The sequence below is a fragment of the Massilia sp. MP_M2 genome (assembly GCF_039123635.1).
In the GTDB taxonomy this organism is placed as follows: Bacteria; Pseudomonadota; Gammaproteobacteria; order Burkholderiales; family Burkholderiaceae_D; genus Telluria.
Genome location: NZ_JBCHJF010000018.1, coordinates 1 through 13,710, shown reverse-complemented (window position 1 = coordinate 13,710; position 13,710 = coordinate 1). Strand labels below are relative to the sequence as shown.

Annotated in this window: 13 protein-coding genes and 1 riboswitch; all 13 genes read right to left on the bottom strand. The window is 66.2% G+C overall.

Annotated elements, in window-relative coordinates:
- Positions 1-198: 198 nt before the first annotated feature.
- Positions 199-1,665 (bottom strand): cobyric acid synthase, encoded by a 1,467-nt coding sequence (locus RCH14_RS23830; RefSeq protein ID WP_343028589.1) that lies wholly within the window; start codon positions 1,663-1,665, stop codon positions 199-201.
- A complete protein-coding gene (locus tag RCH14_RS23825) occupies positions 1,662-2,555 on the bottom strand; it encodes a cobalamin-binding protein (RefSeq protein WP_343028588.1) in 894 nt (297 codons plus the stop codon). Before RCH14_RS23825 ends, RCH14_RS23830 begins: the two co-directional genes overlap by 4 nt.
- Positions 2,552-3,532, bottom strand: coding sequence for a threonine-phosphate decarboxylase CobD (gene cobD / locus RCH14_RS23820; protein ID WP_343028587.1), 981 nt, complete (start codon positions 3,530-3,532; stop codon positions 2,552-2,554). The genes RCH14_RS23825 and cobD overlap by 4 nt, the downstream gene beginning before the upstream one ends.
- The gene (cbiB, locus tag RCH14_RS23815) at positions 3,525-4,469 is read right to left on the bottom strand and encodes an adenosylcobinamide-phosphate synthase CbiB (RefSeq protein WP_343028586.1); all 945 of its coding nucleotides are present in this window, start codon (positions 4,467-4,469) and stop codon (positions 3,525-3,527) included. Before cbiB ends, cobD begins: the two co-directional genes overlap by 8 nt.
- A complete protein-coding gene (cobU, locus tag RCH14_RS23810) occupies positions 4,463-5,023 on the bottom strand; it encodes a bifunctional adenosylcobinamide kinase/adenosylcobinamide-phosphate guanylyltransferase (protein WP_343028585.1) in 561 nt (186 codons plus the stop codon). The genes cbiB and cobU overlap by 7 nt, the downstream gene beginning before the upstream one ends.
- A complete protein-coding gene (locus tag RCH14_RS23805; protein WP_343028584.1) occupies positions 5,020-6,318 on the bottom strand; it encodes a cobyrinate a,c-diamide synthase in 1,299 nt (432 codons plus the stop codon). The genes cobU and RCH14_RS23805 overlap by 4 nt, the downstream gene beginning before the upstream one ends.
- Positions 6,318-6,944, bottom strand: a complete 627-nt coding sequence (gene cobO, locus RCH14_RS23800; RefSeq protein WP_343028583.1) for a cob(I)yrinic acid a,c-diamide adenosyltransferase — start codon at positions 6,942-6,944, stop codon at positions 6,318-6,320. The genes RCH14_RS23805 and cobO overlap by 1 nt, the downstream gene beginning before the upstream one ends.
- Positions 6,941-7,720, bottom strand: a complete 780-nt coding sequence (locus tag RCH14_RS23795) for an ABC transporter ATP-binding protein (protein ID WP_343028582.1) — start codon at positions 7,718-7,720, stop codon at positions 6,941-6,943. The genes cobO and RCH14_RS23795 overlap by 4 nt, the downstream gene beginning before the upstream one ends.
- Complete coding sequence (locus RCH14_RS23790; protein ID WP_343028581.1) at positions 7,717-8,739, bottom strand: iron ABC transporter permease; 1,023 nt, start codon at positions 8,737-8,739, stop codon at positions 7,717-7,719. Before RCH14_RS23790 ends, RCH14_RS23795 begins: the two co-directional genes overlap by 4 nt.
- Positions 8,740-8,799: 60 nt before the next feature.
- Positions 8,800-10,641, bottom strand: a complete 1,842-nt coding sequence (locus RCH14_RS23785; RefSeq protein WP_343028580.1) for a TonB-dependent receptor domain-containing protein — start codon at positions 10,639-10,641, stop codon at positions 8,800-8,802.
- Positions 10,642-10,705: 64 nt separating this feature from the next.
- Positions 10,706-10,941, bottom strand: a riboswitch (cobalamin riboswitch).
- Positions 10,942-10,961: 20 nt separating this feature from the next.
- The gene (locus RCH14_RS23780) at positions 10,962-11,504 is read right to left on the bottom strand and encodes a histidine phosphatase family protein (RefSeq protein ID WP_343028579.1); all 543 of its coding nucleotides are present in this window, start codon (positions 11,502-11,504) and stop codon (positions 10,962-10,964) included.
- On the bottom strand, positions 11,504-12,286 hold the full coding sequence (locus RCH14_RS23775; protein ID WP_343028578.1) for an adenosylcobinamide-GDP ribazoletransferase: 783 nt from the start codon (positions 12,284-12,286) through the stop codon (positions 11,504-11,506). Before RCH14_RS23775 ends, RCH14_RS23780 begins: the two co-directional genes overlap by 1 nt.
- Positions 12,283-13,329: a nicotinate-nucleotide--dimethylbenzimidazole phosphoribosyltransferase gene (gene cobT, locus RCH14_RS23770; protein ID WP_343028577.1), complete on the bottom strand. Its 1,047-nt coding sequence runs from the start codon at positions 13,327-13,329 to the stop codon at positions 12,283-12,285. The genes RCH14_RS23775 and cobT overlap by 4 nt, the downstream gene beginning before the upstream one ends.
- Positions 13,330-13,710 lie beyond the last annotated feature (381 nt).

Here is a 13,710-nt window from a genome sequence, read left to right as displayed (position 1 = left end):
ATAGTGCTGCAACCAGTGTGAAAGTAGGTTATCGTCAGGCTAGTTATATAGAAAAGCCCCACTCAGTGATCTGAGTGGGGCTTTTCGCTTTGGGGTGCTGGTATTCAGCTGATCAAAACATATCACTACCGATCTGCGCAAAAAAGCCCGCTGATTCACATCAGCGGGCTTTTTCGCATCCAGATGAATCGCACCAGCTTATGTGCGATCCCGCAAGTCAATCAACCTGTCCAGCAATCCCTCTACCGATACCGCGATCCGATCGAGACTCGCTTCGCGCAGCTGCGCCGTATCGACCACCTGCTCGCTGAGCGATCCCGCCCAGCGCAGCAGTGCGCTGCATGCCTCGGGATGATCGAACAACCCATGCAGATACGTCCCCATGATTTGTCCATCTGCCGACATCGCGCCTTCGCCGCGGCCATCGATGGCAAACACAGGCCGCGTCATCGCCGGGCCGCTCGACACACCCATATGGATTTCGTACCCGCTGACGCGACCCGGCGCATCGCCCGGCGTGAACACGCATCGTCCTTCTACCCGCGTCAGCTGCTTGTCGCGTGTCAGCTCGGTATCCACATCGAGCAATCCAAGTCCATCCGATACGCCAGGTGCCCCTTCGACACCGTGTGGATCGCCAACCGTCCGCCCCAGCATCTGGAACCCGCCGCACACGCCAATGGCCTTGCCGCCATAACGCAGGTGACGCGCGATCTGCTCGCGCCAGCCATGCCTATCGAGCCAGGCCAGGTCGCCCCGCGTGTTCTTGCTGCCCGGGAGGATGATCAGGTCGGCGCCGGGAATCGCCTCGCCCTCGCGCACGAAACGCAGGTCGACATCGGGATGCGCGCGCAGCGCATCGAAATCGGTGTGGTTGCTCATGCGCGGCAGGCTTGGCACGACCACGCGAAACGCGCCCTTGCTCGTTTGCGCCGCCTGCACGGCATCTTCGGCGTCGAGAAACAAGCCGTGCAGATAAGGCAGCACTGCCAGCACCGGTTTGCCGGTCTGCGCCTCGAGCCAATCGAGCCCCGGTTCGAGCAGCTTGATGTCGCCCCGGAAGCGGTTGATCACAAAGCCGATCACGCGGTCGCGCTCCGACTGCGACAGGCACGACAACGTGCCGACCAGGTGCGCAAACACGCCGCCGCGATCGATGTCGGCCACCAGGATCACCGGGCAGTCGACCGCTTCGGCAAAACCCATGTTGGCGATGTCGCGATCGCGCAGATTGATTTCGGCCGGACTGCCGGCGCCTTCGACGATCACGGCGTCGTACTGGGCCAGCAGGCGCGCATGCGACTCGAGCACCGCGCCCATCGCGATCGGCTTGTACTGGTGATAGTCGCGCGCATTCATGTCGGCGCGCACGCGACCATGGATGATCACTTGGGCGCCGGTGTCGCTCGATGGTTTGAGCAGCACCGGGTTCATGTCGGTGTGCGGATCGATGCCGGCAGCGATGGCCTGCAGCGCCTGGGCGCGGCCGATCTCGCCGCCATCGCGCGTGACGGCGCTATTGAGCGCCATGTTCTGGGGCTTGAACGGCGCGACCTTCACGCCGCGCTGCATCAACAGTCGGCACAGCGCCGCCACCACCGTGGTCTTGCCGGCGTCCGACGTCGTCCCTTGCACCATCAGGGTCCGGTAGGGGAATGTGCTCATTTCGGGCGCCGCTGGCGTGCCTGCTCCAGCGCCTCGCACATGGTGGCAGTGCCCTGGATCATCCGTGGCCCCGCGCGATTGAGCAAATGGCCGTCGAGCGTGAACAGATTGTTGCGGCTCACGGCCGTCATGGTGCCGTAGGTTTTCCACAACTGCACGCCGCCATAGTTCTTTTCGGCCGTCGCGATGATCACTTCGGGATTTTCCTGCAGCACGCTCTCGAGCGTGACCACCGGCGCCGTCACGGCCAGCTTGTCGAAGACGTTCACGCCGCCGCACAGGTGCATTGCATCGGTCAGGATGTGCTTTCCGCTGAGCGTGTACAGCGGCTTGTCCCACACCTGATAAAAGAGGCGCACCGGTGCGCGGCCCGCGTACTGCTTGCGCAGGCCCGCCAGCTGCGCGCGCAGCGCTGCTGCTGCCGCCTTGGCCGTGGCATCGGTTCCCATCAACTGGCCAAGCCGCTCAACGCTGTCCGGAATGGCACCCAGCGTCTGCGCATCGCTCTGGAAGACAGGGATGCCGAGCTGGCGTACCATCTCGATCTGCCTGTCCGAGCTGTTGTGGCGCCAGGCCACGATCAGGTCGGGCTTCAGCGAAATCAACAGCTCCATGTCGATCTCGCGGTTCGACCCGATGCGCGGGATACGCTTGGCGGCTTCGGGATAATCGCTGTAGTTCACGGCGCCCACAATGCGGCTGCCGCCACCGGCTGCGAACAGAAGCTCGGTCACGCTCGGCGCGAGCGAGATGATGCGCAGCGCCGGCTTGGCGACCGTGACGGTTTGGCCGCCGTCGTCCTTGACCGTAATCGCGGCCTGCGCGCAGGTGATCGACAGGCCCGCGATCAGGGCAGCCGTCCGGGCAGCCATCAGCATCGTTGTTTTCATCGTTGGTTCCATTCGTGAAGTGCGTGTTCAAAGCGGTGCCATTCAGGTTCGCCTGCCGGCAGGCCGACGCGGATACCGCGCCCGGCATCCCGGAACAGCCGGCACCAGATGCCGCGCGCCGCCATGTGGGCGTGGAAGGCTTCGGGTTGTGTCTGCGGCCACCAGCGAAACAGCGCCGTGCCACTGCTGGCGATGCCGTGTTCCAGTAACAGGCAAGTCATTCGCTCGCCGGACTGGCGCAGACTGGTGCGCGTCGCATGCTGCCAGGCGCTATCGGTCAGCGCTGCCAGGGCAATCTCCTGCGCCGGACCGCTGATGGTCCATGGCCCCAAGAGGTCGGCCAGATCGCGCAGCAGGCTGTCATGCGCAGCGACGAATCCCAGGCGCAGGCCAGCGAGGCCAAAGAATTTGCCGATCGAGCGCAGCACGATGAGGCCGGGCCGTGACGCATGCATCGCCACGCTCGACGTCGTGGTGGTGTCGCCAAACGCTTCGTCGACGATCAGCCAGCCGCCGCGCGCCTGCAGGCGTGCGGCCCAGTCGAGCAGGCGTTCCGGCGCGATCGTCTCGCCGGTCGGGTTGTTCGGATTGACGACGATGACGACATCGCTGACGTCGACCGCCGCATCCAGCTCGGCATACGTGACCTGCCGGAGGCGGTGGCCGTGCTGGCCCCAGTGGTGCGCGTGCTCTGCATACGATGGCGCCGACACCGCCACGCGCGACGGTGAGCGCAGGCGTGGCAGGCCCTGGATCGCGGCCTGGGTGCCGGCCACTGGCAGCAAGTGCGGCGCGTGGTAGTACGCGCACGCCGCCGCCAGCATTGCGGGATCCGGCTCGGGCAGGCGCTGCCAGGCTGCAGGCGACAACGCCGGCGCCGGATAGCCATGCGGGTTGATCCCGGTCGACAGGTCGATCCAGTCATCGCGCCCATGATGCCGGGCGGCGTCGCGCAGGTTGCCGCCGTGTTCAAGCATGCGGCGCGCCGATCATGGTCAATACCGCCAGCAGGCAGACCACGCCGAGCCAGAGCAGCGTCGTGCGCAGCACCAGCTGCCAGGCGCGCCCGATGTCGCCGGCGCAGGCTGCCGGCCCGGCGCCCAGTGGCGGTCGTTGTTCGACCTCACCATCATAGACGGCGGCGCCGCCGAGCGATACGCCAAGTGCACCGGCGCCGCTGGCCATCACCGGCCCGGCGTTCGGGCTGCCCCACGCCGACGCCTGCGTGCGCCAGCAGTGCCAGGCTTGCGCGCGCCTGGCGCCGGCCAGCAGCACATACGACAGCGCGGTCAGACGCGCCGGCACATAGTTCATCACGTCGTCGATGCGCGCCGCAGGGCGCCCGAACAGGTTAAAGCGCGTGCTGCGATAACCCCACATCGCATCAAGGGTATTGGCCAGCCGGAACAGCACCGCACCCGGCCCGCCCAGCAGAATGAACCAGAACAGCGTGCCGAACACGGCGTCGTTGCCGTTTTCAAGGAGCGACTCGGCGCTCGCCTTGGCCAGGTCGGACTCACTGGCGTTGGCGGTATCGCGGCTGACGATGCGCGCCGTCAGCGCGCGCGCCTGCGCCAGGTCGCCGCCGCGCAGCGCCTCGCAGATCGGCATCGTATGCTCGCGCAGGCTGCGCAGGCCGATGCACAGATACAGCAGCACCGCGTGGAGCCACAGGCCGGCGACATCGGTCAGGACCACGAACAAGGCAGTTAACGGCAGCACTGCCAAGGCCCATGCAAGGCTGCCGCGCGGCAGGCGCAGGTCACCGCGGTTCAGTCTCCGCTCGATGAAGCTCGCCAGATTGCCGAAGCCGACCAGTGGATGCCAGCGCCGCGTCTCGCCCAGCAGCAGGTCGAGTGCGACACCGGCCACCAGCAGCAGCGCCACCGTCGACAACGACAAGCCAGTCAGCACAGGGAACCCTTCAGAACAAGTGGCAGGCCGGCCGCCACCAGCACCGCCCGGTCCGCGCGCGCGGCCACGGCCTGGTTCAGGCGCCCGGCTTCGTCGGCAAAGCTGCGCGAAATCGCGCCCCACGGCACGATGCCCATGCCCACTTCATTCGACACGAAGACCACGTCGCCCGGCAAGCCCGCATCGAGCAGGTCCAGCAGGGCCGCGCGCTCCTCATGGAACCGGTCCGGTAGCGTCAGGGCGCCGACCTCGGGATAATCCCGGCCGTCGCAGAACATCAGGTTGCTCAGCCACAGCGTCAGGCAATCGACCAGCACGAGGCGGCCTGGCATGCATTCGGCGCGCAGCGTCTGCGCCAGCGCCAGTTCTTCCTCGACCGTGCGCCATTCGTGCGGCCGCTGCGCACGGTGTAGCGCAATGCGCGCCGCCATCTCGCCATCACCGGCGCGCGAGGTGGCGATATAGACGACTTCCTGGCCCGACTCGCGCGCCAGCCGCTCGGCGAAGGCGCTCTTGCCCGAGCGCGCGCCGCCAAAGACCAGCGTCGCGCTCAAGGCGCACCGCCAAACAGCGCCGCAACCGCGCGCGGATTGGACGGAAAGTAGCCGTGGAAGTACGACGCGAACAGCGAGCCGACGCGGTACACCGCTTCGCCCGGTGTCTGCGTGCGCTGCTTGACGGTATGCGCCTGCGGCGGTACGTCGGTGGCCAGCAGCGAATAGTGGAAGGTATGGCCGCGCAGCTCGCCATCCGGTGTGGCCAGCGCGAGCATGCCGAGGCCAGCCAGGCGCTTTTGCATCGCCACTTCGCCCGCTAGCAGGCCTGCCATTTCCCAGCGCCGGCCATCGCCGTCGGTCAGGCCGTCGGCCAGGGCCATCATGCCACCGCATTCGGCCACGATCGGCACGCCACGCGCATGGGCCGCGCGGATCGAGTCGCGCCAGCGCGTTGCACCTTGCAGCGCCGCGCCATGCAGTTCGGGATAGCCGCCCGGCAGGTACACGGCGTCGGCATGGTCCGGCACCGCCTCGTTCGACAGCGGTGCAAAATACGTGATCTGCGCCCCCATCGCCTTGAGCAGCGCGACGTTGGCCGGATACACGAACATGAACGACGGATCGTGCGCGATCGCGATCGTGCGGCCGGCCAGCGGCGTGTCGATCTGCGCCGGGACGGCGTGCGCTGGTGCCAGCAGCGGCAGCGCATCCCACGCCGCCTCGTCGAATTCGATGCTGTCGGCCAGCGCGTCGAGGATGCCCTGCAGCTCGTCGACTTCACCCGGCAGCACCAGGCCCAGATGCCGTTCGGGCAACTGAAGCTCCTGGCGTGCCAGGGTGCCGATCAGCGGAATGTCGCGCAGCGACTCCTTGACCATCTCCGCGTGGCCGCTGCTGGCAACGCGGTTGGCGATCACGCCCGCCATCTGCACGGGACCATAGTCACGCAAGCCTTGTGCCACGGCGCCGGCCGTCTGGGCCATGGCCGATGCATCCAGTACGGCGAGCACGGGAATGCCGAACGCGCGCGCCAGGTCGGCGCTCGACGGCGTGCCGTCGTACAGGCCCATCACGCCTTCGACCAGGATTGCGTCGGCATCGGCAGCAGCGGCCTGCAGGCGCTGGCGGCATGCCTCGGGGCCGACCATCCACAGATCCAGATTATCGACCGGCGTACCGCACGCGCTTTCCAGCATCACCGGATCGACAAAGTCGGGGCCGCACTTGAACACGCGCACGCGCTTGCCCATGCGGGTCAAACGCCGCGCCAGCGCGGCCGTGACGGTGGTCTTGCCCTGGCCGGAAGCCATTGCCGCCACCAGCACCACGCGCGCACCGGGATGCGCGCTCATTACCACTCCGTCCCGGCCTGGGCGACGATCCCCGCGTTGAACGCGTGCTTGACGACGTTCATCTCGGTGACCGTGTCGGCGACTGCCACCAGTTCGGGTGGCGCGCCACGGCCCGTGATCACCACGTGCTGCATGGTCGGGCGGTCGAGCAGGTCGGCGATCACGGTGTGCACGTCGACGTACCCGTATTTGAGGGCGATATTCAGTTCGTCCAGCACCACCATGCCGATATTCGGATCGGACAGGAATTGCTTGGCCAGCGCCCACGCCTCGGTCGCTTTCTCGATGTCGCGCTCGCGGTTCTGCGTTTCCCAGGTATAGCCTTCGCCCATCGCATGAAAGCGCACTTCGTCCGGGAAGCGGCGCAGGAAGGTTTCTTCGCCGGTCGACAGCGCACCCTTGATGAACTGGACCACGCCGACCTGCATGCCGTGGCCCAGCGCGCGCGCGACCATGCCGAACGCGCTCGAGCTCTTGCCTTTGCCGTTGCCGGTATTGACGATGATGATGCCGATTTCCTTGTCGGCCGACGCGATTTTTGCGTCGATGACGGCTTTCTTGCGCTCCATGCGCACGCGATGGCGTTCGTTCAGCGCGGCAGTTTGTTCGGGAGTCATGTCGTTCATGCGAAATCCTCTTTGGGGATGAAAATGCGGCGGCCATGATGCTCGATCATCTCGATCGGGTGGCCGAGGTAGTCGCCCAGCAGCGCGCTCTGCATGGTCTGTGCGTTGGTGCCGGCGTGCCAGCGGCCATCGCCCATCAGCAGCAGCACGTGCGTCGAGATGCGCGAGGCCAGGTTCAGGTCGTGGCCGATCATGACCACGGTGTGGCCCTGCTCGCGGCACAGGCGCGCGAGCAGGCCCATGACGCTTACCTGGTGCGCCAGGTCGAGCGCATTGGCTGGCTCGTCGAGCAGCAGCAGCGGTGTTTGTTGGGCCAGCAGGGCGGCAATCGCCACGCGCTGGCGCTCGCCGCCGGAGAGCGTGCGCACGTCGCGCGACGCCAGTTCAAGCACATCCATCGACGCCAGCGCTTCCAGCGCAATCTGATGGTCGTCGCTGCCTTCCCAGTAGCGGTTGGCGTGGTACGGGTGCCGCGCCGAGAGCACGCTCTCGAGCACCGTGTAGGCAAAGGCGTCGTGGCGCGACTGGGCGAGAAAGGCACGTTCGCGCGCCAGGTCGGTCAGCGGCCAGGCCGCCAAGGCGCGCCCGCCGATGTGGACCGCGCCGCCGTCGGGCTGGTGCAAACCCGCCAGCGTGCGCAGCAAGGTGCTCTTGCCGGCGCCGTTGCGGCCGATGATGCTCCAGCATTCGCCGGGTTGCGCGGCCCAGTTCAGGCCTTGCACCAGGGTGCGCCCGGCAATGGACAGGCGCAGGTCGTGGGTGGCGATGACGGTCATTTGCGCATGCGGTGCAGTTGATACAGAAAGACCGGCGCCCCGATCATCGCCGTGATGGCGCCGACCGGCAGTTGCTGCGGCGCGACGATCGTGCGCGCCAGCGTATCGCACAGCACGAGGAACGCGCCGCCACTCAGGACGACAGCGGGAATCAGCACGCGGTGGTCGGGGCCGAAGGCGAAGCGGCAGGCGTGCGGCACGATCAGGCCGACAAAGCCGATGGCGCCGGCGCTGGTGACGGCGCTCGCAGTGAGCAGCGCCGACACGAAGAACAGACCCTTGCGCAGCGCACTCACACGCACGCCCAGCGTGACGGCGTTTTCGGCGTGCAGCGCGACCATGTTCATGGCGCGCGCGCTGCGCATGGCAAACAGCAGCGCGCCGATCAGGACAATCCAGGGGGCCAGGCGCAGCGGTGCGCCGGCCAGGTCGCCGATCAGCCAGAAGATCATGCTGCGCAGGCGCCCCTCTGGCGCGATCGACAGCATGAGGGTGACAAGGGAGCCGCATAAGGCCGAGACGATCACGCCGGTCAGCAGCAGCATCGAGGCGCCACCTTCGGCGGCCTGGCCGCTGCGCAGGTCGCGCCGCGCCAGGGCGTACAGCAGCAGGGAGACGCCGACGGCGCCGGCCAGTGCGGCCGCATCGACCATCAGCGTGGACGCCATGAGCAGCAGGGCGAGGAGGGCGCCGACCGAGGCGCCGGACGAGACGCCCAGCACATACGGGTCGGCGAGGGGATTGCGTAACAGTGCCTGCATCATCAGGCCGGCCAGGGCGAGGGCGCCGCCAGTGGCAAAGGCCACCAGCGCGCGGCTGGCGCGCAGGTCGAGCAGGGATGCGGACAGGGATTCGGGTTGGCCGCTGGCCAATTGGCGCAGGGCGTCGGGGATGTCGCTGAGCGGCACGCGGATGGAACCGGTCATGCCCGAGAACAGCAGGGTGGCGATGGCCAGGACCAGCATGGCGCCGACGATGAGCGTGGCGCGTTGGCGTAATGACGGGACGGGTGCTTGCATGCGGGCCCTGATAGTTGATCGATGCCCGCGGCGCGTGCGCCGCGAGCGGAAAATGCCAGCTTAACGGATGCCGTAGCGCAGCGACGCGAACCAGGTGCGCCCGCTCGTGCCGTAGTTGCGCGCTACTTCGTAGTTCTTGTTCGCGACGTTGTTCACGCGCAGCAGCAACGACCAGTCGGGCGTGAACTGCCACGTGGAGTACAGGTTCAGCAAGCCGTAGCCCGCCAGGCGGTTGGTATTGGCGGCGTTGTCGAAACGCTCGCCCGACACGGTCAGCTCGGCGCCGCTCTTGAGTTGGCCCATCACATAGTCGGCAGCGAAGTTGGCGTGCTTTTTCGCGCGGCGCGCCAGCTGGCGGCCGGTGGTGTCATCGCGCGGATCCTGCCAATCGAGGCTGGCGCGCAGGTTCACGTCCATCAGGCGCATGCTGCCAGCCAGCGAGAAGCCTTCGAGCGTCGCTTCGTTGACGTTGTAGGCGCAGCTGCCTTTTCCGCCATTTCTGCCGTCCGGGCATGGCGTGCTTGAAACGATCATGTCGGTCAGGCGATTGTGGAAGTAGGTGGCATCGAGCTTGTAGCCGTTGCCGTCGTAGCGCAGGCCCACTTCGCGGTTGCGGCCTTTTTCAGGCTTGTTCGTCGCCAGGCCGTAGCCCGGGAAGTACAACTCGTTGAAGGTCGGGGCGCGAAAGCTCGTGCCGATGCTGGCAGTGGCGCGCAGGCCGTTGCCGAACTCGTAGCCGTAGCCGGCAGCGCCGGTGTTCTGGCTGCCGTAGACCGAGCGGTCCTGGCGCGCGCTGACGTCCAACAGGTGATTGGCGCGCTTGGCCGAATACGCCGCTGCATACGAATTCGTGATGCGCGTCTCGCGCATCGACGAGACTTCTTCCTTGCGGTGGTTGAACAGCAGCTGCAGCGTGTCCTGGCCGATGGCGACGTTGTTCTGCCACGAGAATTCGTTCTGCTCGGTGTCGATCTGGCTGGCACCGCTGGCCGTGGCGTTGCTGAAGTTGCCCGACTTGTCTTCCGAACGTGCGTACTGCACGGTGCTGCGCCAGTTCGGCAGCAGTTGGTTGGTCATGTAGACGGCGCCGGTGTTCAGGTCCGAGTCGCTGTGCACATCGTAGTTGCCCGAACCACTGGCGTCGTACTGGCTGAACGTGCGGCTGGCAAGGAACTGGGCGCCGATCTCGTGACCCGGTGCGAGCGCCATCGACACGCGGCCGTTGGCGTTGCGGCGGCGGTAGCCGTCTTCGTCGGCGTTGTAGCCCGATGCACCCGGACGGGTGGACGAGAAGCCGTCCGATTCTTCATAGCCGGCGCCGAAGGCGTAGCTGATGGCGTTCGGGCCGCCGCTCTTGCCGAAGATGCCCGCGTCGCCCTGCAGCGTGGCGTTGCTGCCCGCACCGACCGAAGCGGTGACGACAGGTGCGCCTTCGCCCTTGCGGGTAAAGATCTGGATCACGCCGCCGATGGCATCGGCGCCGTACAGCGTGCTCAATGGCCCATAGACGATTTCGATGCGGTCGATCGCGCCCAGCGGGATCGCATTCCAGCTGGCGGTGCCGGTGGTGGCCGAGCCGATGCGCACGCCGTCGAGCAGCACGACGATCTGGTTGGCGTTCGCGCCGCGCACGTAGACGCTGGTCGCGGCGCCGGCCGGGCCGTTGCGGGTGATCTCGATGCCGCGCTGGCGCTGCAGGACGTCGGCCACCGAGCCGGCGCCGGAGCGCGCGATTTCTTCGGCGTTGATGACGGTGGTATCGGCGACGAGGTCCGCTGCGGTTTGCGGGGTACGGGTGGCGGTGACGACGACGGTGTCAGCGACTTCAGCGATGGCGGTGGACGAGATGAGGGCGAGTGCGAGCGACACGGCGGCCGCTTGCCGGCTTACTGGAAAATTCATGAGTGTTTCTTATTAAAGGCATCCCGCCGACGTCCCCGTGGGCTGGATTCAAAGGATCGCGCTGTGCGCGTATCCACCTTTTGGCCGGTATCCGGGCTGGCAAGTATGGCCGTCCCACCTTCCCATGCTTAAAAAGCACAGTGGTATGAGGGGGCGGTTCGCCGCAGGACCCGAAGAGAGGCTGCAGCACTTGCTTACCGTTGCGGGGGCAGCACGCGTTGGCCCTGTGAAGAGCTTCGTGTTTCCCGTTTAACTGCACCTGCGAACGCAGGTGCGAGCACCAAAACGCGCTCATTATAAGGTGGTTGCCCCGGCCGTTGTCAGATTTCCAGCACCATCACTTCGCCGTAGCCGATCTGGTGTGGTGTCGATGCTGCACGCAGCGCAGCATCGCGCAGCGCGCCGCCAGCGGCCAGCGCATGCAGCAGGCGCATGGTGCCGGCGTGGCAGATGACGAGTACCTCGGCGTGTCCTGCGCGCTGGATATCGGCGAGAAAGGCGGCCACGCGCACGGCCACTTGCATGACGTTTTCGCCGCCACCAGGGCGGTAGTCGAGCAGGTCGGCGCTCCAGGCATCGATCTCGTCCCGGGGGATGTCGTCCCAGTGGCGCAGCTCCCAGGCGCCAAAGTCCATCTCGGCCAGGCGCGCGTCGAACGTCGGCGCGGTTGACAGCTGCTGCGCCAATACGGCGCTGCGTTGCAACGGGCTGGCGTAGACCGGCATGGCGCCGGGCAGGTTCTGATGCTTCAGCGCCGCCAGCACGCGTGCGGTGTCGGCGTCCTGCGCCGGCAGGTCGGTGCGGCCGTAGCAGTGCCCGGCCGGTACCGCCGGTTTCGGGTGGCGCACGAGGTAGAGGCGCATCAGGCCAGCGCGCCGCGGCCGAGCGTGGCCACTACCGCGATATAGATGGTCACTTCGGCCAATTGCTGCACGGCGCCGAGACAGTCGCCCGTATAGCCCTGCAGCCGGCGCGTGAATGTGCGGGCCAGCCAGCGCGTGGCCAGCAAGGCCGCGAACAGCGCCGCGCCAAGCGCGGCCAGGTCGAGCAGCCCAACGGCGAGAAGGACGAGCGCAGGCACCAGCACCGTGAGCGTCGCGATCCCGAATTCGTTGCTGCTCATGCGCACGGCCAGCGGCTTGGCCTTGCCTTCGGCGCGGGCATATTCCATCTGCCAGATCAGGGACGTGGCGGCAAGACGCGAGAGCGGGTGGGCCAGCAGCAAAGCGCCGATGGCGGTCAGGGGCGGCAGCGTGGCGAGTGCGGCCAGCTTGGCGCTCAGCATGCAGACGATGCCGATCGCGCCATACGCACCGACGCGCGAATCCTTCATGATCTCGAGCGCACGCTCTTTCGTCATGCCGCCACCCAGTCCATCGCAGGTGTCTGCGAAGCCGTCTTCATGGAAAGCACCTGTGAGGTAGATGGTCGCCGCGGTGGAGAGCACGGCGGCCACTGGTGCTGGCAGCCAGTGCGCGGCGATGAAGTAGACGGCCGCACCGATGGCGCCCACCACCACACCGACCAGCGGGAAGTAGCGCGACGCATGATTGAGCCATGCCGGCTCGAAGCCGACCCAGTGCGGGATCGGCAGCCGCGTGAAGAACTGCAGCGCGATGAAGAACAGGCGCAGTTGGTGGATCATGCCGCGTGCTCGCCCAGTTGCTGCGAGACCTGGGCCGATGCAAACGTCGCCATCTCGCCCAGGAAGTTGGCCGCTGCGTGCAGCAGGGGCAGGGCGAGCGCGCTACCGGTGCCTTCGCCCAGGCGCAGGCCCAGGTCGAGAAGCGGGTGAGCGCCCAGTTGCTCGAGCAGCAGGGCGTGGCCATGCTCTCCTGAGCAGTGTGCGAAGACGCAATAGTCGAGGATAGCGGGTTGCAGTCGCGCGGCGACCAGCAGCGCGCTGGTGACGATGAAGCCGTCGATCAGCAGCACCTTGCGCAGGCTGGCTGCCTGCAGCATGGCCCCCGCCATCATCGCGATCTCGAAGCCGCCGAAAGTCGCGAGAACCTCGAGCGGTTCGCGCGCGCTGGCGTGATGCGCGACCGCGGCGGCGACGACCTGCTCTTTATGGCGGATGCCGTCGAGCGTCAGGCCCGTGCCGGCGCCGACGCAGGCAGGAGCCGGTTGCCCGGTCAGCTTGTGCATCAGGGCTGCGGCGGCGGTGGTGTTCCCGATGCCCATCTCGCCGAAGCCCACGACGTTGCCGGGCAGCTCGCGTGCCAGGGTCATGCCGTGCTCGAGGGCGGTCGCGCAGTCCTGCGCCGACATTGCCGGCTCGATGGCGAAGTTGCGAGTGCCCTTGCCGATCTTGCGGTCGAGCAGGCCATCGCGCACACCGAAGTCGTGATTGACGCCGGCGTCGATCACGCGCAGTGCGCAGCCATTCTGGCGCGCGAACACATTGATGGCCGCGCCGTTGGCCAGGAAGTTCTCGACCATCTGCCAGGTTACGTCTTGCGGGTAGGCGGAGATACCTTCGGCGACTACGCCATGGTCGGCAGCGAAGACAAGGATCGCAGGTTGGTCGATCGTCACCTGGGCTGTCTGCTGGATCAGGCCCAGCTGGGCAGCGAGCGACTCCAGGCGCCCAAGGCTGCCGAGCGGCTTGGTCTTGTTATTGATCGCAGCGGCGAGGGATTCGGATAGCGCCGCATTGGCGATCGGGGCAATAACAGGAATATGCATGGGTAATGAAAAGGTCGCTATGGGCGGCGGCTACGATATCACAGCAGAAAGCATTGCAAGACCATCCTGGGTTTGTTATAGTCTCGCTCCTCGACGCAGACGCCGCCTCAAACGCAGCGACAGCGAAGAAAAAGAAGTAAATCAGGGGTTGACGAAATTTGAGAAGTGCTTCATAATCTCGCCTCTCTGCTGCTAACGAACACAACGCTTCGTAGCAAACGGCAGAAGCAGCACCGAATAAAGTTCTTTAAAAATTAACAGTCGATAAGTGTGGGCGTTTGGTGAAGGTGCCAAGAACTTCGGTTCTTGATTACTTAAATTATCAAATGTTCACAAAAAAGAAATACGTTGCTCAGCAATGAGTAACGGTCAGTATTTTGA

Bases quoted from the DNA above. Each gene is read 5' to 3' on its own strand.
- RCH14_RS23805 (WP_343028584.1), bottom strand. From the start codon at position 6,318: ATGAGCGCGCATCCCGGTGCGCGCGTGGTGCTGGTGGCGGCAATGGCT.
- cobD (WP_343028587.1), bottom strand. From the start codon at position 3,532: ATGCTTGAACACGGCGGCAACCTGCGCGACGCCGCCCGGCATCATGGG.
- cobO (WP_343028583.1), bottom strand. From the start codon at position 6,944: ATGAACGACATGACTCCCGAACAAACTGCCGCGCTGAACGAACGCCAT.
- RCH14_RS23775 (WP_343028578.1), bottom strand. From the start codon at position 12,286: ATGATCCACCAACTGCGCCTGTTCTTCATCGCGCTGCAGTTCTTCACG.
- RCH14_RS23780 (WP_343028579.1), bottom strand. From the start codon at position 11,504: ATGCGCCTCTACCTCGTGCGCCACCCGAAACCGGCGGTACCGGCCGGG.
- RCH14_RS23790 (WP_343028581.1), bottom strand. From the start codon at position 8,739: ATGCAAGCACCCGTCCCGTCATTACGCCAACGCGCCACGCTCATCGTC.
- RCH14_RS23795 (WP_343028582.1), bottom strand. From the start codon at position 7,720: ATGACCGTCATCGCCACCCACGACCTGCGCCTGTCCATTGCCGGGCGC.
- RCH14_RS23830 (WP_343028589.1), bottom strand. From the start codon at position 1,665: ATGAGCACATTCCCCTACCGGACCCTGATGGTGCAAGGGACGACGTCG.
- RCH14_RS23825 (WP_343028588.1), bottom strand. From the start codon at position 2,555: ATGAAAACAACGATGCTGATGGCTGCCCGGACGGCTGCCCTGATCGCG.
- cobT (WP_343028577.1), bottom strand. From the start codon at position 13,329: ATGCATATTCCTGTTATTGCCCCGATCGCCAATGCGGCGCTATCCGAA.
- RCH14_RS23785 (WP_343028580.1), bottom strand. From the start codon at position 10,641: ATGAATTTTCCAGTAAGCCGGCAAGCGGCCGCCGTGTCGCTCGCACTC.